20 protein-coding genes, 1 tRNA gene and 1 riboswitch are annotated in these 21,077 nt (G+C 46.0%); of the genes, 12 read left to right on the forward strand and 9 right to left on the reverse strand.

Going from position 1 to position 21,077, the window contains the following annotated elements; genetic code table 11:
- Positions 1-10: 10 nt before the first annotated feature.
- From KW844_RS13830 to KW844_RS13845, 4 genes are all read right to left on the reverse strand, one after another.
- Positions 11-772, reverse strand: coding sequence for a hypothetical protein (locus tag KW844_RS13830; protein WP_218377375.1), 762 nt, complete (start codon positions 770-772; stop codon positions 11-13).
- Positions 773-893: 121 nt separating this feature from the next.
- Entirely contained in the window at positions 894-2,201 is a 1,308-nt protein-coding gene (locus KW844_RS13835; protein ID WP_218377376.1) for a hypothetical protein, read from the reverse strand.
- A 73-nt stretch (positions 2,202-2,274) separates the two neighbouring features.
- A complete protein-coding gene (locus KW844_RS13840; protein ID WP_218377377.1) occupies positions 2,275-3,675 on the reverse strand; it encodes a hypothetical protein in 1,401 nt (466 codons plus the stop codon).
- 107 nt (positions 3,676-3,782) lie between these two features.
- Positions 3,783-4,751: a hypothetical protein gene (locus KW844_RS13845; RefSeq protein WP_218377378.1), complete on the reverse strand. Its 969-nt coding sequence runs from the start codon at positions 4,749-4,751 to the stop codon at positions 3,783-3,785.
- Positions 4,752-5,070: 319 nt separating this feature from the next.
- Between KW844_RS13845 and KW844_RS13850 the strand changes: the two genes are divergently transcribed.
- The gene (locus KW844_RS13850) at positions 5,071-5,499 is read left to right on the forward strand and encodes a hypothetical protein (RefSeq protein WP_218377379.1); all 429 of its coding nucleotides are present in this window, start codon (positions 5,071-5,073) and stop codon (positions 5,497-5,499) included.
- 564 nt (positions 5,500-6,063) lie between these two features.
- On the opposite strand, the gene KW844_RS13855 is transcribed toward KW844_RS13850, so the two are convergent.
- On the reverse strand, positions 6,064-8,430 hold the full coding sequence (locus KW844_RS13855; RefSeq protein ID WP_218377380.1) for a TonB-dependent receptor: 2,367 nt from the start codon (positions 8,428-8,430) through the stop codon (positions 6,064-6,066).
- Positions 8,431-8,441: 11 nt separating this feature from the next.
- A riboswitch (TPP riboswitch) is annotated at positions 8,442-8,535 on the reverse strand.
- 141 nt (positions 8,536-8,676) lie between these two features.
- On the opposite strand from KW844_RS13855, the gene KW844_RS13860 reads away from it, so the two are divergent.
- The 6 genes from KW844_RS13860 (at position 8,677) to KW844_RS13885 (ending at position 12,346) form a co-directional block, all read left to right on the forward strand.
- Positions 8,677-9,087: a single-stranded DNA-binding protein gene (locus KW844_RS13860; RefSeq protein WP_218377381.1), complete on the forward strand. Its 411-nt coding sequence runs from the start codon at positions 8,677-8,679 to the stop codon at positions 9,085-9,087.
- Positions 9,088-9,132: 45 nt separating this feature from the next.
- Positions 9,133-9,369, forward strand: coding sequence for a hypothetical protein (locus tag KW844_RS13865; RefSeq protein WP_218377382.1), 237 nt, complete (start codon positions 9,133-9,135; stop codon positions 9,367-9,369).
- Between the two features lie 215 nt (positions 9,370-9,584).
- Positions 9,585-9,656, forward strand: a tRNA-Met gene (locus tag KW844_RS13870).
- Positions 9,657-9,779: 123 nt separating this feature from the next.
- On the forward strand, positions 9,780-10,649 hold the full coding sequence (gene era, locus KW844_RS13875) for a GTPase Era (RefSeq protein ID WP_218377383.1): 870 nt from the start codon (positions 9,780-9,782) through the stop codon (positions 10,647-10,649).
- A 67-nt stretch (positions 10,650-10,716) separates the two neighbouring features.
- Entirely contained in the window at positions 10,717-12,030 is a 1,314-nt protein-coding gene (gene der / locus KW844_RS13880; protein WP_218377384.1) for a ribosome biogenesis GTPase Der, read from the forward strand.
- An 88-nt stretch (positions 12,031-12,118) separates the two neighbouring features.
- Entirely contained in the window at positions 12,119-12,346 is a 228-nt protein-coding gene (locus KW844_RS13885) for a hypothetical protein (protein ID WP_218377385.1), read from the forward strand.
- A 113-nt stretch (positions 12,347-12,459) separates the two neighbouring features.
- On the opposite strand, the gene KW844_RS13890 is transcribed toward KW844_RS13885, so the two are convergent.
- Genes KW844_RS13890 through topA form a run of 3 tightly spaced genes read right to left on the reverse strand, consistent with a single transcriptional unit; the run spans position 12,460 to position 16,494 of the window.
- Positions 12,460-13,197 carry a hypothetical protein gene (locus KW844_RS13890; protein WP_218377386.1) on the reverse strand — a complete coding sequence of 246 codons (738 nt, stop codon included), beginning with the start codon at positions 13,195-13,197 and terminating at the stop codon, positions 12,460-12,462.
- Positions 13,198-13,212: 15 nt separating this feature from the next.
- Complete coding sequence (locus KW844_RS13895; RefSeq protein WP_218377387.1) at positions 13,213-14,085, reverse strand: transglutaminase-like domain-containing protein; 873 nt, start codon at positions 14,083-14,085, stop codon at positions 13,213-13,215.
- Between the two features lie 57 nt (positions 14,086-14,142).
- Positions 14,143-16,494: a type I DNA topoisomerase gene (gene topA / locus KW844_RS13900; protein WP_218377388.1), complete on the reverse strand. Its 2,352-nt coding sequence runs from the start codon at positions 16,492-16,494 to the stop codon at positions 14,143-14,145.
- A 218-nt stretch (positions 16,495-16,712) separates the two neighbouring features.
- Between topA and KW844_RS13905 the strand changes: the two genes are divergently transcribed.
- The 4 genes from KW844_RS13905 to KW844_RS13920 are packed head-to-tail and all read left to right on the forward strand — an operon-like array spanning position 16,713 to position 19,586.
- Positions 16,713-17,486, forward strand: a complete 774-nt coding sequence (locus KW844_RS13905) for a Rossmann-like and DUF2520 domain-containing protein (protein WP_218377389.1) — start codon at positions 16,713-16,715, stop codon at positions 17,484-17,486.
- A 26-nt stretch (positions 17,487-17,512) separates the two neighbouring features.
- Entirely contained in the window at positions 17,513-18,034 is a 522-nt protein-coding gene (locus KW844_RS13910) for an HAD family hydrolase (RefSeq protein ID WP_218377390.1), read from the forward strand.
- A 40-nt stretch (positions 18,035-18,074) separates the two neighbouring features.
- Positions 18,075-19,016, forward strand: a complete 942-nt coding sequence (locus KW844_RS13915) for a geranylgeranylglycerol-phosphate geranylgeranyltransferase (RefSeq protein ID WP_218377391.1) — start codon at positions 18,075-18,077, stop codon at positions 19,014-19,016.
- Positions 19,017-19,586, forward strand: a complete 570-nt coding sequence (locus tag KW844_RS13920; protein ID WP_218377392.1) for a nucleoside triphosphate pyrophosphatase — start codon at positions 19,017-19,019, stop codon at positions 19,584-19,586.
- A gap of 120 nt (positions 19,587-19,706) precedes the next feature.
- On the opposite strand, the gene KW844_RS13925 is transcribed toward KW844_RS13920, so the two are convergent.
- Complete coding sequence (locus KW844_RS13925) at positions 19,707-20,303, reverse strand: RNA polymerase sigma-70 factor (RefSeq protein ID WP_218377393.1); 597 nt, start codon at positions 20,301-20,303, stop codon at positions 19,707-19,709.
- A 166-nt stretch (positions 20,304-20,469) separates the two neighbouring features.
- Between KW844_RS13925 and KW844_RS13930 the strand changes: the two genes are divergently transcribed.
- Complete coding sequence (locus tag KW844_RS13930; protein ID WP_218377394.1) at positions 20,470-21,054, forward strand: hypothetical protein; 585 nt, start codon at positions 20,470-20,472, stop codon at positions 21,052-21,054.
- Positions 21,055-21,077 lie beyond the last annotated feature (23 nt).

Below are 21,077 nucleotides of genomic sequence, written 5' to 3' on the forward strand. Positions count from 1 at the left end.
ACTGTTGCTTTTACTTCTTCTCCGCTTCCAACTCCTTCACCCGCTTATCCAGCTGAATAATATACAAACTCATCTCTTCTATTTTCTTCAGCAATAACTTATTCATCTCTCCCACATCAATTCCTTCTTTTTCTACCTTTTCAGCAGCGGGCATTTCCGGCAGATGCTGATTAGCAGCAATATAGCCGGCCAGGTCTGAAATTGACCGTAGCTGGAAGTCTTTGGCAAACACGTAATCCGGCCAGTCACTGGTAGTTACTCTTACTTTGGTGGCTTTTATCTCTCCCTTAACAGATAATTTGGAAGATGTACCTGCAGCAGTGCCAATACCCACGTTACCGTTGGAATAATTTACATATAAAGCATTTCCAAGGTTAACGTCATTGAATACACTGTATTGAAAAGGAACGTCATAAGCGGCCGTTCCTGGATCCGTGCTGGTTTGTTCTAAACCCGTCCATTGCCCTCCAACAGATACTACTTCATACATAGAAAAGCCGATATACGGACCGTAGTACAAGTAAATATCATAGGCCGTGGCAGCACCTCCTGGCGCATTCGGCAATATCTTCACCTTCTCCATGGGGGCCAGCCAGCCGGTGCGGAAAGCATATGCTGAAAAAGCAAACCCTTCCGAATTTACATTACTATTGCTGGTGCGGATATGAATCTCGGCGGCTGCCATTTGTTCTTTTAATCCATTATAGCCACTTCCTCCGAAGAACCGGATAACTGCCGAAGTGCCTTCCTGTGGTAATCCGATTGTTCCCAACTTAATCCAGGAAAAAGTGTGATTATTTGCATTAACAGTATGTCTTATGACAGTACTTTGTGCAGCAATTTTGTCCGCACAAAAAAGTATCCCGATCACCAAACCCAGTAGATAGATTTTCTTATTTCCCATTCTTAGAAATTATTTGTTGCTGTTGTTCAATCACCGCCTGCTGTTGTGTTACTTTTTCTTCCAGTTTCTCCACCTGCTTATTCAGTTGAATCAGCAGTAAAGCCAGTTCCTCAATTTTTTCCATTTGCCTTTTTTGCATGTCGCCTATGTCCAATCCTTCTTTCTCTAAACTTGCTGCCGAGGGAATGCCAGGCAAATGACCATTGGATGCTATGAACTGCTCTAAGCCAGCAAATGTTGGCAGCTCATAACCAGGGGCAAATACATAATCAGCCCAACCGGAGGCTGTGACCTTTACCCGCTTTGCTGCAATGGTACCCGAAACCGCCAGCTTGTTATCTCCAGGTTCAGCAGTTCCGATACCTACATTCCCATCAGGCATAATTGTCATTTTTTCTGTAGGCAGCCCACCGTTAGCCGTTGCGAAGGTTAAAAGGGTATAAGGGGCTGTTGAGGATACAGACGTAGTTCTGGATCCGATGTAGGCGCCTAATTGATTATTGTTGGAATTGGTAAGCGCCCATGAAATAGTACCTATACTGCTGCTGGCTCCAGTTGCGCCGCTGCTGAGCATCAGGTGAGCCTGGCTGTTGTTCGCTGTGTTATGATTCCAGATTTCCATAACCCTGTTATTACCACCGTGGGTATAGCTGCTGGCTTGTTTGCCACCTATTGTAACGTTACCACTAAGTTGATCAATAACCATGTCGTCTTTGCCACTGGTGCCCGCATCGTTAAGTGTTCCAAAAACGGTAACGTTATCATGGGTATAGATCCGGTAATTTTTTTGATCTACCGGCCGGCCGATATCCTGTAAAACGAATTCCGGGGTCGGAGCCGATACCGTAAATAAACGAACCGGTTCAAATGTACCAACACCCACGTTTCCATTGGCCGCAATTGTCATACGTATCTGTGGTACGCCACCATTGGCAGTAGCTATCGCAATGTTTCCTATAGCGCTGTTGTTGACATCTGCAGTGAGTATACCTCCAATGTAACCCATGATCTTATAACTGGCAGCACCAGGTGCCACCCATGACAGACTACCAATAGACGTGGAATTGGTGATAGGGCCGGTAAATCCGGTACTTAGCATTAAATGCGATTGGCTGTTTGGGATACTGTTGGCATTCTTTATCTCCAATATCCGGTTATTTCCACCATGGCCATACGCACTTGGCGACAATGTGCCAATGCCCACGTTTCCTTCAGCATTACTATTTTCAAAGGTATTTTGACCTTGCGCAAAATATGCCAGTAATAAAGTTGGCAACAGGAAAATTAATTTTTTCATAAGTAATAGTGAATGCCTGTTTTAAGAATACTCAATTCTTAAGACAGGTCAGTTATTATAGTAAGAATGATCGCTAGAAATTATACCCCATCCGCAACTTAATCGGGTCCGTCCTCGGTACATGGCTGCTATAAAGAAAGTCAAATAATAACGACACATCTCCCTTCATCTTCGCACTAACCTTGTATTTCTTCTTGATCCCCAGTAATGCGCTGGAAGTCCACATCTCCGCATTAGGCACCGCATTGATATGCACCGGCTGATAGTTTTGCTCGTAACCGCCATTCAGGAAAAAAGTATTTTTCAGCTTCCAGTCCACAAAGGAGCGGAGCCCTAAGCCCTCACTGGAAATGGCTATCTTGTTAAATCCCTGGCCTAAACCAAGTTTATAAGCCATACCCACACCTGCAACCCCGTTTTTATGAAACTTATAGGCAATTTGCCCGGCAATATCGCTGGTAGTTGGGTAGAAGCTGGTGTTACGGGCAAACTGAATATTGCCACCATATTCCAGCCTTTGCAGAAAGCGTTTGGACTTCATTTCATTTGGCTTGAAGTTGGGCATTTCACCGGCATTATCCAGGTCAGGGAATTTGCTTTTCAGTTCATTCATTTTGGCACGGGCTTCAGCCATCGACTGACTCACCGCCTGTGAGGCATTGGGGCCGCTTCCCAGTCGCTGCTGGATCAGCTGCTCTACCTGTGCACGGGTTTGTAACCCTTCCAGGTTAGGGGTGGCACCTCCACCGCCCAGATTATTGCCTAACAGACTTCCCAGGTAGCTATGTTTGGCCATGAAATCGTTATAGGCAGGGATTTTCTGAGCAATCTCCAAAGCCTTTTTCTCTATCTTCTTTTTATCACTAAAAGTCTCCTTTAACTCTTTCACTTGTTGAGCATAGTAATAAGCTTCCTTATTAATGCCTTTTAAATTGCCGGCCAGCGCAGGAATTTTCCCTAACTGCGCATTCAGCAACTGCTTACGCTGCTGTATAAACGCTTTTGCCTCATTGAGAATGGCGAGCTTGTCCTGTAAAGCAGTAACGGATTTCAGACTGTTGGTTAGCTGAGGGATCTTATCATTGCCCTGCTTCAGAAAGCTGAGCGTGTTAAATAAACTATCCACCCCGGGAGTATTACTCAGGAGATTTTTACCTGGTATCTTATCGGTTTTGGCTTTCAGCTTATCCTTCAGAGAAGCGAATTTTTGTTGGCTATTCTCGAACAAGGCCTTTGCCTGAGAAGAATCCACCTTCATCATTTTCTTTTTCATCTTCTCTTCGTATTTCGATAACCGGCTGAGGGCTTTCTCCGTACGGGCGGTGAGCTGTTTATTGAGGGCATCTGCTTTGTGCTGCACAGCGGAGTAGTACTTTTGTGGTATTTCCTTCGATTTTTGTAGCAGGCTATCCTGTGCAGATACAATGCTTGCACAGCCTAGTAAAATGGTTATAATCAGGTATACGGGTCGCATTAATTGGTTGTTTATGGCAGGGTAGGTATTGGATGAGGCGCAAATGTAAACAAGACCGCCGGAATATTTAATGCTTCAGGCAGGTGCCGGATACATTTTTTATTTTGTTATTGATGCACCTGTTTCTCCAGCGCTTTTATCCTTTCCCTTTGCTCTTCCAATTCCTTGCTTAATTTAATCAGATATAGGGTCAACTCCTCAATTTTCTGTTGCTGGATAACCTGGATATCCGCTATATCCTGGCCGTTGGCCTTAATCTCCGCTGCTGTTGGTGTTCCGGGGAGATGTTTGTGCTCCTGGATAAAATTATCCAGTTCCTGTAATGATGGAAGTGAGTAATCGCTGGCAAATACATAATCCGGCCAGTTTGCAGGGTTTTTTACCGTTACTTTTGCGAAAATGGCATTTCCGTTAACGGCAAGCATGTACCCTTTATTGTCCATGGTGCCGATGCTTAATGGGCCTGTCATAAGACTTGGTGCTGCATTAACGATACTGAAAGGACGGCTGTTAGTGATACCAGACGATTGGACGTAAGGTTCTTTTGCTGTTTTGTAGGTGAGCGTACCAACGTTATCACCTGCAATAACATAAGGAAGTGGATTTTGAATGCCGTCAAAGCTTTGAGGATTTACTTCACAGGAAGCTCTGTAAAAGTAAGTACTGTTTCCCCTTAGCCATATGATGATGGAATTGTTAGGGCCATAACCGGAAACATCCTCCCAGCCTGCAATAAATGGCTTGGTACTACTATATCCTTCCTGATTAATTTCGGCATCAATAAAATGTGAACCATTTCCCCATGCGGTAACATGATACCTAAACCTGGAAATCATGCTTCCCTGCCAGCCCGGCCCGTTTTGAGGATTATCCTGATGCACATTTGACCGGCCAATTTCAAGTACGGTAGCCACATTTCCCCACCAATTGCAGTCATTAAACTGTACCGGATAAAACTTATCAAAATCTCCTTCCACCCGGAAGCTTCCCACTGTTTGCGCTCCAGCAGTCATGTAGTTGGTTAACACCAGTACGATTGCAACAATAATGTTGCGGGTTACATTTCTAAAAATCATAAGTATACGGGTAATTAAAATTGACACAGTGTTCGGCAAAAGTATTAAAATCAGCAGTCCGATAAATTATTTTTATTGGTCTTTTTATCATGGTTGCGCAAACTTCCTGCTGCTTCCTTCCCACAGTAACCGGCCAATTTAAGTGGTAAAATTGATTCTCTTGTGAAAAAAATTGTATATTCCACTATTGAATTTACCCGTCAGAGAAGGACTTATGAGAGCCGATAGATTCGGAGAATAAATACAGCAGACTGTTTCGACCAAATTAGTATACAATTTCGTTCCACGATATATTGATAACTGACAAATTTAAATAACGATGTATTTTAAGTTTAAGCCTGTTTACATGGAGGCGGTTGCTATCAGAGCCTTGATTTTCTTTGCAGTATTGGCTGTGGGATTGTTTTTACTGGAGCTTGATTTTTCCTCAAAAATGGCCCTGGTTTCCATGATTTTAGGCCTCTCCTCATTTTTGTTATTACGTATGAACCTGAACGAGGTGCTCACTATGGGGGTACAGGAACAGGAACTAAGCCTGTCTTTCGTGAACATGTCTATCTACAAAAAGCTACCAATCAGCGTTTCACTTGATAAGGTAAGTGCCAGAAGAGGAAACAATGTGATCAGGCTCCTGGTAGATGGTAAGCATGTCGCAAACCTACGACGTAAGGCGGTTTCAGCGGAAGATTGGCAGAAAATGACCTCCCTGTTTAGTCCTGCAGTATCGGCAGGGCCAACACAGTGTTGAGTTGATTTTACTATTTTTGGTAAGATTTCCTATGACAGATGAAATCCATTGCCTCTTGGTTGCTCTCGTACCTGGTATGCTTACTGTATAGTTGCACTTCGCCCGATAAATTTATGGTGTTACCGTTGAGTTAGAAATTAGTAATATAATTCAATGAAAAATTTATTTGTAAGTCTATTATACACCTTGGGAAACATACTGCTGTTTTACATACTCTTGTTTATGGCTGTAATGGTAGTATTCGGGTTGTTCGGAGAGGGTGAGTATGCATCCAAACAAGCAGTATGGGTTAGTTTTTGTTTTAGCTTATTCCAGATAGGTGTCATTGTGGTTGCCAATTCAAAACTTAAAAGGTATAAGTCTGTCAATGTATTGGTGTTGAATATACTGATTATAATTGGCCTGTTTGTCTTTACAATATTGATGTAAGTGTTGGTCATAAAAAGATGTAATGACAACAAGGAGTTGTTATTACATCTTTTTATGCGTTTATGACGAGTAGAGATAATTTGTCGCTATTCGCACCAAAAATTCTATCATAGGTTCTGTGCAGAGGAGTTATCATTAGAACCCTACATTCACCCCCACAAAAAAGTTAAACCCAGCCATTGGATAATAATAATTATCCGGTACCACTTTTCCATCTACATATGTCCCATATGTACTGCCATTCGGCTCATACATTTTATTGAAGATGTTATTGAGGAGGAGCTGTACGCCCAATTCACGGAACAGCGACTGTGGAATAGTATAGCCCAATCGCAGGTCGCTCACATAGTAAGCTTTTAAACTAGCATTTTTATCGCCGGTGTTATCCAGGAACTGCCTGCTTACATATTTACCCAGCAGATCTATGTTAAGGTTTTTAACCGGTTTTGCAGAGAGCGTATAACCGCCCACAAAGTTAGGGGAGAAGGAAATGGGCGTGGTGCCAAATTCCACCGTATGGGGGGCATAGTCACCGTCGTAATACACACCATTAAAGTTTTTCACTTTGTTGTCGGAGAGGGCGGCATCAGCTGCAATGGTAAATACATTGCTCAGTTTAGCCGTTGCCGTTAATTCTACGCCCATACGGTAGCTTTTAGGAATATTAGTGCGGATGTAAGCACCTACATCATTCAGCTGACCGGTTTGTACCAACTGGTTTTTATAATCCATATAGTACACATTCGCCTGGATGTTTACATTGCTGTTGTGCCAGCTGTAACCTGCTTCAATGTCGCGTAGTTCCTCGGGTTGAGGCTCTTTAGCACCTATGTTGGATTCGAAGTCGGTGCGGTTAGGCTCTTTATGTGCAACGGCAATGCTGGCAAACAGCCTGCTGTTAGGATTGAGGAAGTAGTTGATGCCAGCTTTTGGATTGAAGAAGTTATACTTCAGTTGTGGCTTATAGTTGGCATCATCATCGAAGCCGTACATGTTGTATTGTACGTTGCGGTATTGCAGGTCAACAAAAAACTGGAAGGCATCAGTGATGTTATATTGTCCTTTCCAGTAAATGTTGAAATCATTCTTATCCGCAGGGAAGCGGTGGTATTCATAGTCTTTATCAATTCCCACGTATGCCCATATTACTTTGTCAATATGTTGCCCTTCATAGCGGTTCCAGCCGCCACCAAGGCTCCAGTTGAATTTCTTACCGGTACGGTTTACGGAAAATACGCCACCGTAGAAATAGTTGTCCAGCCACAGTTGACGCACCAGGTCGGTGGTATATACGCTGTCGCCGTTGATTACTGGTGGTTTCAGGCCATATTTAGGGAAGTCCTGATTTGCTTTGTATTGTTCATAGTAGCCGCGGCCGCGGGTAAGGTGGGCCGCCACATTGAAGTTCAGGTTTGATTTGATTTCCTGGTTATAAAACAACTGGTAATGGTCCTGTTGGTAGTTGTCGGTTTCGTTATCGTACGGTGTGCCTGGTTTTTCGGTACCTGCTGAGTTGTAGGTACGGTCTGTTTTCAGCAGTGCTTCGGGAACGCCGTTCCAGGCCTGGTAAGTGCGTTCCTTACCAGAGAAGATGTTGAGTCGGATAGCCGTTTTTTTGCTGATATAGGCAGCGGAAGTATAGAATGATTTCAGGTCAGATGTAGCGCGGTCTATATAGCCATCAGAAGTGATTTTAGACAGGCGTGCATCGATGGTAAAGTGATCGCCGATGAGGCCGGAACCTGCGCGCACCGTGTTTTTCCAGCTGTTGAAAGAACCGAAGCTGCTGTTGATTTCGCCATATGCTTTTTCTCTGAACTCGTTGGTGCTGAGGTTGAGGGTAGCACCAAATGCACCGGCACCATTGGTGCTGGTACCTACGCCGCGTTGTAGTTCAATACTGCTGACAGAGCTGGCGAAGTCGGGCATGTTCACAAAGAAAGTCCCTTGCGATTCCGCGTCGTTAACGGGAATGCCATTCACAGTAACATTGATACGGGTGATGTCGGAGCCGCGTACGCGCATGCCCGTGTAGCCGATACCGGTACCTGCATCAGAGCTGGACACCACACCAGGTTGCTGATTGAGAATAAATGGCAGGTCCTGTCCCAGGTTCGCTTTTTTAATTTCTTCCGCATTCATGGTGCTATTGACAAACGGAGAGTTTTTTCCGGCGCGGAGACTACTGATCTCCACAGGTTTTACAAAGAGACCTGTTTCCTCCAGGGCGATATCTGCGCGGAGCTGACCATTGGCATTGATGGCGGCAGTGTATGGTTTAAATCCGAGGAAGCTGGCATTAAGCGTGTAGGCGCCGCTTTTTTTAAGAGGAATACTAAAGTGTCCTTTGCGGTCCGTCAGTGCGCCTTGCTGGTTCACGGATACGGATACGCCTTCCATAGGTTGGCCGTTGGCTTTGTTGGTAACAGTGCCGGTAACGACGGATTGTGCTTGTACGGTAGCAGCTGTAAGCAGCAGTACCCACAACAGTAACTGTTTCATGTTAGAATATCTGTTAAGTATTTTAGCTTTCCTAACCAGCATTACCTGGTCCAGGTTCTGTGGGTGTGATCTCAGCCTGAAAGTAAGGCACCCCATGTGAAAGCGGCGTATAGGCCGTTTCCGGTACAAAGGTAGTAACGGACACCTGAAATAAATAAATTATTTTTTGGGCTAGGGGATTTTCGGTATTTTCAATGACTTCTCTCAATCATCATCAATTTTTTTTAACCATTAAATTTTATTGAGATGATTAAGTTGCAGTTAATCGGCCATTTAGGCCGGGATGCCGTACTCCGAGAGGTTAACGGTGGTTCAGTTCTTAGCTTTACGGTAGCGGTAAACGAAAAATTCCGTGACAAGGCAGGAGTGCTCAATGAGCGTACTACCTGGGTGGATTGCAGTATGTGGGATAAACCACAGCTGGCTCCTTATCTGCTGCAGGGAACGCTCGTGCATATCGAAGGCGCTCCCAAAGCGGATTCGTATGTAAGCACTAATTCAGGCGTATTGTCAAATATCCTTCGCCTGAAAGTGTTTTCACTCCAGCTGCTCAGCCGTAAAGACGACGACAAAAGAAAAGCTGCCGTTGCAGTGGCTCCTCCTGTAGGAGAAACGGTACCTGAGCAGGAAACGCCCGCAGACGACCTGCCATTTTAAAAGTGGCCTCAGCTGAAAATCCCGCTGCCCTTCTGAAACTGAATTATGTGCATTCCTATAGAAGTCACGCCATCCGGCGTGACTTTTTTCATGTATGTGGAGGTGTTCGGGCATGATTCAGGCGAGGAGGCGCAAGCATTGCGCCTCTACCGCGATGAACATCAACCCGTGAGGATCGGTATTACGACGTCGATAGCTATCCGCATGACCATGGTGGCCAATATCCGCAATCCCCGGGACGATCACCATCTTCATAACCATGCCGGTCAATCTACACCATAAATTGCCCGGTCATTGTCCGCGTGAATGTCCGGCTGCTGACACCACATCTCCCAACCTCACCGCCGCGCGAAGCGCGGACCCCCCCGGCAAAACCGAAGGTTTTGCATAAAAATAAAATGCATATAATTGAAAATCAAATAATTATGATTTAATTCTTAGATTTTCTCTAAAAATATTTGGCGTTTATGTAAATACTCCTATCTTTGCACCCTCATTGCGAGGTAGAGCAGAGGTAGCTCGTCGGGCTCATAACCCGAAGGTCAGTGGTTCGAATCCGCTCCTCGCTACAAAATATTAGTAAAAGAGCCGAAGAAATTCGGCTTTTTTTATTTGCGGAAGCGCCACCGGACAACCCTCTGCCTAAGTTTGGTGTTTAGTAAAAGAAGATTTCAATTTTTAATAGGGATAAGATGCACAAAGCAGGTTTTGTAAATATTTTCGGGAAGCCCAATGCGGGAAAGAGTACATTGTTAAACGCCATCATGGGCGAAAAACTGGCTATTATCTCTCCTAAAGTGCAAACCACCCGCCACCGCATCACGGGTGTGCTCACAGAACCAGGCTACCAGATCGTATTTTCCGATACCCCCGGTATCATCGACCCTAAGTACAAACTCCATGAAAAAATGATGTCAGCTGTGAAATCCGCCCTCGAAGATGCGGACGTAGCCCTGCTCATCATGGACGCTAAAGATAACCTGGAAGAAAACCTGGAACTCTTCAGCTCACTTAAATTGAAAGTACCCAGCATCCTTATCATCAACAAAATGGATAACCTCACCAAAGAGGAAGTGGATGCCCTCGTTGCTAAATGCCAGGAGTGGGGAAAAGCAAAAGTAGTAGTACCTATCTCCGCCCGCCAGCAAAAAAATGTAAAAGTACTGCTGGAAGAGATCGTAAAACTGATCCCGGAAGCCAACGCATTCTACCCGGATGATACACTAACGGATAAGTCTACACGCTTTTTTGTGGCTGAAATGATCCGTGAAAAAATCTTCCAGCTCTTCGAAGAAGAGATTCCTTATCATACAACAGTAATCGTTACGCAGTTCCAGGAAAAGGATACGCTGACAAAAATTACTGCCGAAATAATTGTAACCCGCGAATCACAGAAAGCGATCATCCTTGGAGAAAAAGGTAAGTCCATCCGTGAAGTGGGAACAAGAGCCCGTCAAGATATAGAGGCATTTATCGAACGCAAGGTTTTCCTCGAACTGTTTGTGAAAGTAAGAGGCAAATGGCGTGATAATGATACCTTCCTGAAAGAATACGGGTACTAATTAATAAATTCCTGCACAGCCCCGCTGCGACAGGTGATTACGACAATCAAATTAATAAAACAGAGAAATGGCAGGATTTACAATTGCTATTGTAGGGCGCCCGAACGTGGGTAAATCAACATTATTTAACCGTTTACTGGAACAACGCAAGGCCATCGTAGATGACCAGAGCGGCGTTACCCGTGATCGCCAGTACGGCATCGCCGACTGGAACGGTAAAACTTTCAACGTAATCGATACCGGCGGATTCGTAGCCGGCAGCGATGATGTATTCGAACGCGAAATCCGTAAGCAGGTAAAAATAGCGATGCAGGAAGCTAACCTCCTCATCTTCATGTGCGATGTGACTACCGGTATCACCGACCTCGACTCAGAAGTAGCCGACCTGCTGCGCCGCAGCTCCAAACCAGTTTACCTCGTGGTAAACAAAGTGGATAACCAACAGCGCGCACTCGAAGCTACCGAATTCTACAGCCTCGGATTTGATAATATCTACTTCCTTTCTTCTATGTCCGGTAGCGGTACCGGCGAACTCCTCGATGACGTGGTGACCAACATCACCGACGATATGGGTGAGGCTTCCATGGAAACCAACATCCCTAAAATCGCCATCATCGGGCAGCCAAACGTAGGTAAATCCTCCCTGCTCAATGCATTGGTAGGTGAAGAACGTAATATCGTTTCTGATATCGCAGGTACCACCCGCGATACCATCCACACCCACTATAATATGTTCCAGAAGGAATTCATGCTCATTGATACTGCGGGTATCCGCCGTAAAACCAAAGTGCAGGAAGACCTGGAATTCTACTCCGTTATCCGCGCCATCAAAGCGCTGGACGAAGCTGATGTGGTTATGCTGCTGCTCGATGCCGAAAAAGGTATCACCGCACAGGACCTGAATATCTTCAGTCTCGCCGCCAGAAAAGGTAAAGGCGTAGTAGTGCTGGTAAACAAATGGGACCTGGTGGAAAAAGCTACCAACACCGCCCGCGACTACGAAAAGGAGCTGAAAAACAGGCTGGCACCGTTTTCTGACGTACCTATCGTATTCACCAGCGTAACGGAAAAACAGCGTATTTTCAAAGCCATTGAAGTGGCATTGGACGTATACGATAACCGCCTTCGCAAGATCCAGACTTCGAAACTCAACGACGTGATGCTCAAGGCCATCGAAGCCTATCACCCGCCTGTAGTTCGTGGTATTCCTATCAAGATCAAATACGTTACCCAGCTGCCAACGCATACACCGGCATTTGCATTTTTCTGTAACCTCCCTGATGATGTGAAAACACCGTACAGGAATTACCTGGAAAACCAGATCCGTACTAACTTTGACTTCCGTGGCGTGCCGCTGAAAATCTTCTTCCGTAAGAAATAATTTAACCAGTTGCAGGTATAAATATTTTGTAATTTGAATTTATTGAATACCTTTGCGCCGGTTTTAAAAAACTATAAACAACACACAAATGAAAAAATTATTCGTATTCGCAATCGCTGCAGGTATGTTCTTTGTAGCTTGTAACGGTGGTAAATCTGAAGCTACTGATTCTACTGCAACTGCAGTTGACACTATGGCTGCTGCTCCAGTAACTGAACCAGCTCCTGCTGATTCTGCTGCTACTGTTGATTCTGCTGCTGCTCCAGTTGCTGATAGCGCTGCTGCGGCTCCAGCTCCAGCTCCTGCTGCACACTAAGAGATTATCATTTCGATAATATTCTTGCAAGAAATTAAGAAGCCCATCGCTTATGCGGTGGGCTTTTTAATTGGTAGTATTTCCGCCGGATTAGACGGGACCTTCGGTCTTGTCTAATCTGGCAGCTTGATGGAATTGATTAATTCCAGCGTTCTTTCCGTAAAATGCTTACATAGGGTATCTGATGCTTTTGCCTTCAAAAGGTAGGTAATGATGACAGGGTAACCTCTCATATTCACATAAGCTTCTGCCTTATTACACAGAATTCCTTCCTTTTCTTTCGGAGCATAGATTACTACTGGAATACACCTGTGATCAATGTTCATCAAGGTGTCCCTGGGCGTTTTTATACCCATTTCTTTCCAGTGTGAGTTTTCCATTGCCAACCATTCTCTGAAAGCTCGTGCAATGGTAGCGTTATCTTGTTTTTGCAGGTGGTCGTACTTTGAAATGGACGAATAAGCCACTGTAATATTATCCACTGAATCTGCTTGTACATGACGGTAGAAAAACCCGGATTCCTTATCAATCGGCTGAGCCTTACGTTGATATCTTAATTTTTCATTACCACAGGTATGACAGTCGGAATGGTGCTTCCATGTAAATGAAGTATCATACCGGTCCGGTATGGCCATTTGCAAGGTGCCTAAACAGGTGTCTTTCAGGTGGATTTCGTTGATGTGTGTATGCAACGGTGGTAAATACGCTGCTGATGGCACTTCACAGGCAAACAGCCCTATCGCTAACAGGGATAATGAAATGTATTTCATAGGGAGATATAACGAAAAATCTTTTTCTATTATTATTACTTCAATCCCGGCCAACCATAGGGCAAAAAAAATCCCCGCCATTGGCGGGGATCAAATTTATTCCTCCAGTATACTACCCAGATTCATCAGCTCATCCTGCCGGTACTGGTCTTTATCCTCCCGGAAGCATTTGGCCAACTCCTCCAGCAATAGCTGAATAATGCGCTTGTTTGACTGTGGTTTAAAATAAGAAGGTACTGACGGCACTGAAACGCGCTTCAGGTAGGTATCCACATCCTGCTGGGTGTAAATCTGCCCTTGCAGGGGGTCAATGTAAAATAAGATGCGGTAATCGTCCGGCTCCACCGGCACCGAAAAATCCACAAAAGAATCGAAATACGCCAGTATAAACTGACGCGGTATGTTTACCGCATACACCGGTAAATCCAGCATGCTGCAAAGCGCCTGATAGATGATACCATTGGTAAACGGATTGCCTTTCTTGGATTCTATCACCTGGTTCAGGAAAAACTGGTTCCTGCGCTGATAGGAAATCTCTTCTCCCTTCAGGCCAAAGTAGTTATAAATCATGCTGTTCAGCACATTTATCTGCTCCAGCGGGGTCAGGTAGTTATTGAGTTCCAGCCAGATGTTACGCTTGATACGCTCAATTTCCGTGGTGATCTGGGTACGTGCCAGGTCAGGAAATTGATAACGGGCGGTAAGTATGGCTCCTTCGAGCAGGTCTTGTTGTTCGGACAGGCTCCAGGTTCGCAGGGCTGCCTGCAAATCCTGGTAGTGCACACGATGAATGAGCAGCTCTATACGCTCCTGAATTGACTCGTCGATGGTATTCTCCCACAAATTCTCCAGGTTCGGGATGATTTCCTTACCATACAGCAAAATCTTGCTGGCCACGGTATCAAAAACCTCCTGATCCGGATCATCCAACAGGTGGAACAAAGCGTTTATTTCTCTGTTTTCGTGCATGTCAACTGTGTAACAATGGTCAATCCCGCCGCCAATGTTCCCTTGAAACCGGCCTCACTAGGCCTTTTTCTTCCTTGGCGGGGCTTTCTTTTTCGGTGGATTCGCTTTTACATCTTCAATGATGGCCTTAGCTTCTTCCACAGTAATATCTGCGGCCTGGTCTATCCTCTCTTTGGGGATCTTATAGTTTTTAAGACCCTGCTTGATGTAAGGACCATAAGGGCCTTTCAGGATCTGTATTTTCTCTTTTTCAAAAACCTTGATGGTACGCTCATCCTTGGCAGTACGCTTTTCCACAATCAGCGGTGCTATCTCATCCAGCTCCACCGTGTAAGGGTCCATTTCCTTTTTCAGGGAATAGAACTTCTTGTCATGCGCCGCATAAGGGCCGAAACGACCTATATTAATAATAACATCTGAATCTTCAAATTGGCCGAGATTGCGCGGAAGTCTGAACAACTCCATCGCTTCTTCCAGTGTAATGGTTTCGATGCTCTGGGTCTGTTTCAGCTTGGCGAAGCGCGGTTTTTCCTCATCTTCGACCTGGCCGATCTGAATCATCGGACCATAGCGGCCCATACGTGCCACAATCGGTTTACCGGTGCCTTCTTCCACACCCAGCGGACGCTCACCTTTTACACGTTCTGCATTTTCCAGCGTGTTCTCCACATCCTTATGGAAAGGATTGTAGAATTCGGCCAGCATCTTATTCCAAACCTTCTTACCGTTGGCGATTTCGTCAAACTCTCCTTCAATCTTAGCTGTGAAGCCATAGTCCATTACGGAGTTGAAGTACTGATTCAGGAAGTCCGTCACGATCATACCAAGGTCAGTAGGGAATAGCTTAGACTTTTCCGCACCGGTATTTTCGCTGTCAGTTTGTTTGCTGAGCTTATCCGCTTTCAGGGTCAGAATGCGGTATTCTCTTTTAATACCTTCTTTATCTCTCTTTTCCACATACCCGCGTTTCTGCACGGTAGTAATGGTAGGAGCATAGGTAGAAGGTCGGCCAATGCCAAGTTCTTCCAGCTTTTTAACGAGGCTGGCCTCTGTATATCTTGGTGCAGGACGGGAGAAACGCTCGGTTGCTTTCATCTCCTTCAGGTCCAGCGACTGCTTCACCGTCAATGGAGGCAGCGAACCTTCCTGGGTATCTTCTTCGTTTACATCTTCATCATCATGGCTTTCCATATATACTTTCAGGAAGCCGTCGAATTTCAGCACTTCACCACTGGCAGTAAGCTCTTCGTGGTTGGTGGAGATATCGATTTTAGCGATGGTTTTTTCCAGCTCTGCGTCCGACATCTGGCTGGCAATGGTACGCTTCCAGATCAGCTCATAGAGTTTACGGGTATCGCTGTCGTCTACCGTGGTGTTTTCCATGTAGGTAGGGCGGATGGCCTCGTGCGCTTCCTGAGCGGATTCGTTCTTGTTCTTGAACTTGCGGTGCTGATGGTATTTATCTCCCCAACTGCCTACAATCGCTTTCTGGATATCTCCCAGAGCAGTATCAGAGAGGTTTACGGAGTCAGTACGCATGTAGGTAATGTTACCGCTTTCATAGAGTTTCTGCGCCAGCAACATGGTTTTGGAAACGCTGTAGCCCAGTTTGCGGCTGGCTTCCTGTTGCAGGGTGGAAGTGGTGAAAGGGGCCGCCGGCGATTTCTTACCTGGCTTTACCTGTATATCTTTAACCGTATAAGCGGCGCCTACGCATTGCGTAAGGAACTTCTCCGCATCTTCGGCTGTTTTAAACTTGTTAGGGCCTTCTGCTTTGAAGGAAATACTCTTACCATTAATATCCTTGCCGGTAAACCAGGCTTCCACTTTAAAGGTGCTCACAGCGGTGAAGCCGTTGATCTCCCTTTCTCTTTCCACGATCAGGCGAACGGCTACCGACTGTACACGGCCGGCCGACAAGCTGTTGCGCATACTCATCTTGCGCCAGAGCACGGGCGACAGCTCAAAACCCACGATACGGTCCAGTATACGACGCGCCTGTTGCGCATTTACGCGGTCCATATCCAGCTTGCGCGGATGTGCCACCGCATTTTCAATGGCAGGCTTAGTGATCTCGTGAAAAACAATTCTTTTGGTGGTTTTAGGATCCAGACCCAACACCTCACATAAATGCCATGAAATGGCCTCCCCTTCACGGTCCTCATCCGTTGCAAGCCATACCTCATCGGTATCCTTGGCCAGCTTCTTCAGGTCTTTTACTACCTTTTCCTTATCTTCCGGTACAACATATTTTGGCTGAAAGTTATTATCTATGTCTATCCCCATGTCGTCCTTCTCGAGGTCACGTATGTGACCGAAGCAGGATTTGACTTCAAAGTCCTTTCCCAGGATCTTTTCAATGGTTTTGGCCTTTGCTGGGGACTCAACTATAACTAAATTTTTTGCCATGTATGCTTCTTTAATATGCTGCTAAATACGCAAAATTTCGTAAAATAAAGGCTTACGAATTCTGCAAGTATATAAAAGTACCTTGAAAATAAAAAATAAGGTGCTCGTATTAGTTTAAATTCACTTGTAATGTAATGAAAAAACGGATACCGGCGTAAACGCTGTATATTGGCGGGCTGAATCCCTGTTTTAATCCACCAACAAATAAATTAATATTAATGGATATCGTAATAGTTGGCACTGGCAATATCGCGCATTGTTTCGGGCACCTGCTAAAAATTCACGGACACCAGGTTATACAAATTGTGGGACGCAACCAGGCCCGCGCTGCTGAACTGGGCGAAATGCTGCACGCTCCTTATATTACTGACCTGTTGGATATTAATATGGAGGCAGACATGTACCTGCTCGCCGTTTCCGATGCCGCCTATCCGGTGCTGAACGACGAACTGCGCCTCGGCCGCCGCATGGTAGCCCATACCGCCGGCGCCGTGCCCCTCAGCGCCATCGCTAAGATCTCCTCCAACACCGGCGTTATGTACCCCCTGCAATCCATCCGGAAAGAAATAAAGAACTATCCGCCAATACCTATCATGCTGGAAGCCAGCAATGATGAGGTCATGAAACGCCTCCAGGCCCTGGCCCAGAGCATAGCCTCCAGTATCACGGTCACGGATTCCCATCAGCGGCTCCAATATCACCTCACCGGCGTGCTGGTCAATAATTTTACCAACCACCTCTTTGCCCGGGCAAAAGCCTATTGCGAAAAGGAACACCTCGACTTCACCCTGCTGCAGCCTATTATAAAGGAAACCTTCGACCGCCTGGAGAAATTTGCACCTGAAACGGTACAAACAGGTCCGGCCCTGCGCCAGGATGAAACCACCATGGCACTCCACCGGGAACTCCTGGCAAACGATGAATACCTGCAATTGGTATATAATGTGATGTCGGACAGTATTTTTAACTTTCACGATAAAGCAGGGAAGTAGCATAATTCGTATTTTCGCCGCCGACTATGAACATTTTAGCATTATTTAAGCCTATCACCACCTTCGTACTGGATGTGGATGGGGTATTGACCGACGGAACCGTGCAGCTGCTGCCGGGAGGAGAGCTGTCCCGCAAGATGAACATTAAAGATGGCTACGCCATGCAGCTGGCCGTAAAGAAAGGTTACCGGGTAGTCATCATCTCCGGAGGCAAGTCCGAAAGCGTGGTGAGTCGCCTGCAAGGCCTCGGCATTAAAGATATTTATGTTGGGATTGTGGATAAGAAAGAAAAGCTGCAGGATTACGTCTTTGAAAATGACCTTCGCTGGGAGGAAATTTTATATATGGGAGATGATATCCCTGACTATGCCCCGATGCAGCTGGTAGGCCTGGCTACCTGCCCGGCAGATGCCGCGCCTGAGATCAAAAGTATTTCCAGGTATGTATCTCCGTATGGCGGAGGACTGGGCTGTGTACGTGATATTATGGAGAAAGTGCTCAAACTGAATGACCACTGGATGATGGATGAAGGAATTGCATCCCGCTAATGCCATACACTCACAACACAAATTTTAACTCATTTATCCCATGAAACTCTGGGCCGCATTTTTCAGACTGATAAGATACCCCAACCTGGTATACATCGCACTGACGCAGTTTTTGCTGCAGTATTGTGTGGTGGCGCCCGTGTTGCACAGCGCCGGCGAAGAGCCCAGCCTGTCAGTACCTCAGTTTATCCTGCTCTGCCTGTCTACCGTGTTTGTAGCGGCAGCAGGCTATATCATCAACGACTACTTTGATATCAATATAGATATCGTCAACAAGCCCGATAAAATGGTGCTTGATAAAGTCATCTCCCGTCGCTGGGCCATGGCCTGGCATACCATATTAAATATGGCGGGTGTATCACTGGGCTTTATCGTTGCCTGGAAAACAGGCCAGATCTACCTGGGCTTCACACAGGTGATCTGCTCACTGCTGCTGTGGTTTTACTCTACCTCCTTTAAGCGCCAGGCGCTGATCGGTAATGTGGTGATCTCCCTGCTAACGGCTTTATCCGTAGTAGTGGTAGGCTTTTATGAAAAGCAGATCTATCATAGCTTTGAGGCCATTATGTCGCCCATAGGCCGTAAACTCATTCAGATCATTGGCGTGTATGCGCTGTTTGCCTTCATTATTTCCATGGTGCGTGAAATCGTGAAAGACCTGGAAGATATGATCGGCGACAGTAAAGATGGCTGCCGCACCCTTCCCATTCTCTGGGGGGTACTGCCTGCCAAAAGGCTGTGTTACGCCCTGCTGCTGGGTTTGCAGGTAACTATTATTTTGGTAGAGATAAGAGTGTGGCTGTTGGGATGGTCCGTCGCCATTATTTACCTGCTGCTGTTAGTGCAACTCCCTTGTCTGTACATTTATCAGCGACTCAAAAAAGCGACTACCGCGGCCGACTACCATAAGGTGAGCTCCCTGGTAAAGCTGGTGATGCTGACAGGTATTTTGTCTATGATCTTCTTTAAATTATTCTTATAAATGTATCAAGGTGCGCCCGTGGTGCTGGCTTCACAGTCGCCACGCAGGAAACAGCTGCTGGAGCAGGCAAACATACCCTTTACCATTCAGGTGGCCGATACGGACGAATCGTTCCCCGCCGATATGCCGATCCCCGATGTACCGGTGTATATAGCCCGTCAAAAGGCGGTGGTCATTGCGGCGCTAACATCTCCCGAAAAAATAATTATAGCTGCCGACACCGTGGTAGTACTGGATGACACCATTATTGGCAAACCCCGCGACCGGGAAGATGCCATCCGCATTCTTACTGCCCTCAGTGGCCGTGAGCACCGGGTGATAACCGGCGTGGTTATACGAAATGCAGAAAAGGAAGTAGCCTTTTCCAAAGAAACCGGGGTTTTCTTCAACCCACTTACGCAGGAGCAGATTGCCTTTTATGTAGATGCATTCAAGCCTTACGATAAAGCCGGTGCCTATGCGATCCAGGAATGGATTGGCGCCGTGGCAATTGATAAGATTGAAGGTTGCTTTTATAATGTGATGGGGTTGCCGGTGAGTAGGGTAGTGGAGGAGTTGGAGAAGTTTTAGTCGCGGATTCTCCTGCGCCTGCGGCACAGGAGAATCCGCTGGTAGGCGGGACAGCTGCCCGCCTACCAGCGCAATGAGCGTTGGATGGTGGCGCCCGCAGCTTGCGAAGCAAACCGCCCTTTACCTGCGGAGCAACAAAATACTACTGCAACAAATCATAAACAGCATCAGCTGCTGATCACTAAACCTCAAACGCAGCTGCTGCAAGGCTTTCGCCTTATGCTCTTTCACGGTAAACACCGAAATTCCCAGCTTCTCCGCTATTTCATCATTTTTCATTCCCTCCAGGAAAATCATACGGAATACCTGCTGCCGCTTCTCCGGTAACTTTTCTATCTCTAAATATATAGACTGCATGAGCTCCGACTGAATCATCCGCTGGAGGATGAGCTCATCCCCTTTCTTATCATCCAGGTACAGCATCTCCTGTTGGAAGTGGTCATGCACCTTTTGATGCCGGAGGTGGTTGAGGCTGGCGTTTTTGGTAGTAGTATATAAAAAGCTTTTAATGCTTTTAGGATGATTGAAATCTTCTTTTTTGTTCCAGAGTTTTACGAAACCGTCTTTTACAATGTCCTCCGCATCTGCCATATTACCCAGCAGTTGTTCCGCAAAAAAACACAATGGCCTGTAATACTCTCTGAAGAAAGTATTAAATGCGTGCGATTCACCTTGCTGAAATGCAGGTATAAGATCTAATAATAGATCGGCATTCATTGACAAAAGCGGATTTAGACAGTTTAGTTGTAGTGGGAAAAGTGAGCTAAGCTATATAATCCCCTGCAAATTTAATAGGCCATGTTAAAAAATTATTTTTTTTCTAAAATGAACTAGTTCAATTCAACCCCTACCGTGTTTGAGGTATAGTAAAGAATTCGAAGCTATGCCGAAAAGGAATCTCGATTATTATATGAAATACGCACTGGTACTGGCTTTGCCATGTGTGTTATCAGCCTGTTCCGACCTGCCGACGGAAAAGGAGAGCCGGAAAAAGATGCCGCATTTATATATGCCGCAAACAGAAATTCCTGGCTTGCCAGGCATTTGCAACTTTGCCGGCGATGCGGCGAGCGAGTTATTTCCATTTCGCACCACAGCCGTCAACTGGTCCATGGATGGTGGTACCAACGCTTTTACCCTGGTAGCTATTCCTGATGCCAGCAAGGACTCCATCGCATTTGATATGGCCCGCACCTACCGGCCGGTAGTAACCACCTTGCTGCAACGCTGGGCTGCCACTTCCGGAAAAGGCATCATGCTGGACCTCCGCCGCAGTACCGAAACTACACAAGGGGCCCAATACAACGTGAATGCAGGTGGGATGAATATTCCCGTGGTGCTCCTGTGGGACAAATCATCTGCCTGGCGCGCCAATGCTTACAAGGAATTGCTTGCATCCGTTCCTGACATGCAGCTGGTAAATGACCCGAATCCTGCTAAGTATAAAACGCTTCACTGTTTCGAATAAGACAATCATTATTTACAAGTAAA

This window comes from Chitinophaga sp. sic0106 (assembly GCF_019219075.1).
Classification (GTDB): Bacteria; Bacteroidota; Bacteroidia; order Chitinophagales; family Chitinophagaceae; genus Chitinophaga.

Excerpts from the sequence above, each read along its gene's own strand:
- KW844_RS13835 (WP_218377376.1), bottom strand. The coding sequence starts at position 2,201 with ATGAAAAAATTAATTTTCCTGTTGCCAACTTTATTACTGGCATATTTT.
- KW844_RS13840 (WP_218377377.1), bottom strand. The coding sequence starts at position 3,675 with ATGCGACCCGTATACCTGATTATAACCATTTTACTAGGCTGTGCAAGC.
- KW844_RS13845 (WP_218377378.1), bottom strand. The coding sequence starts at position 4,751 with ATGATTTTTAGAAATGTAACCCGCAACATTATTGTTGCAATCGTACTG.
- KW844_RS13850 (WP_218377379.1), top strand. The coding sequence starts at position 5,071 with ATGTATTTTAAGTTTAAGCCTGTTTACATGGAGGCGGTTGCTATCAGA.
- KW844_RS13855 (WP_218377380.1), bottom strand. The coding sequence starts at position 8,430 with ATGAAACAGTTACTGTTGTGGGTACTGCTGCTTACAGCTGCTACCGTA.
- KW844_RS13860 (WP_218377381.1), top strand. The coding sequence starts at position 8,677 with ATGATTAAGTTGCAGTTAATCGGCCATTTAGGCCGGGATGCCGTACTC.
- KW844_RS13865 (WP_218377382.1), top strand. The coding sequence starts at position 9,133 with ATGTGCATTCCTATAGAAGTCACGCCATCCGGCGTGACTTTTTTCATG.
- era (WP_218377383.1), top strand. The coding sequence starts at position 9,780 with ATGCACAAAGCAGGTTTTGTAAATATTTTCGGGAAGCCCAATGCGGGA.
- der (WP_218377384.1), top strand. The coding sequence starts at position 10,717 with ATGGCAGGATTTACAATTGCTATTGTAGGGCGCCCGAACGTGGGTAAA.
- KW844_RS13885 (WP_218377385.1), top strand. The coding sequence starts at position 12,119 with ATGAAAAAATTATTCGTATTCGCAATCGCTGCAGGTATGTTCTTTGTA.
- KW844_RS13890 (WP_218377386.1), bottom strand. The coding sequence starts at position 13,197 with ATGGCGGGGATTTTTTTTGCCCTATGGTTGGCCGGGATTGAAGTAATA.
- KW844_RS13895 (WP_218377387.1), bottom strand. The coding sequence starts at position 14,085 with ATGCACGAAAACAGAGAAATAAACGCTTTGTTCCACCTGTTGGATGAT.
- topA (WP_218377388.1), bottom strand. The coding sequence starts at position 16,494 with ATGGCAAAAAATTTAGTTATAGTTGAGTCCCCAGCAAAGGCCAAAACC.
- KW844_RS13905 (WP_218377389.1), top strand. The coding sequence starts at position 16,713 with ATGGATATCGTAATAGTTGGCACTGGCAATATCGCGCATTGTTTCGGG.
- KW844_RS13910 (WP_218377390.1), top strand. The coding sequence starts at position 17,513 with ATGAACATTTTAGCATTATTTAAGCCTATCACCACCTTCGTACTGGAT.
- KW844_RS13915 (WP_218377391.1), top strand. The coding sequence starts at position 18,075 with ATGAAACTCTGGGCCGCATTTTTCAGACTGATAAGATACCCCAACCTG.
- KW844_RS13920 (WP_218377392.1), top strand. The coding sequence starts at position 19,017 with ATGTATCAAGGTGCGCCCGTGGTGCTGGCTTCACAGTCGCCACGCAGG.
- KW844_RS13925 (WP_218377393.1), bottom strand. The coding sequence starts at position 20,303 with ATGAATGCCGATCTATTATTAGATCTTATACCTGCATTTCAGCAAGGT.
- KW844_RS13930 (WP_218377394.1), top strand. The coding sequence starts at position 20,470 with ATGCCGAAAAGGAATCTCGATTATTATATGAAATACGCACTGGTACTG.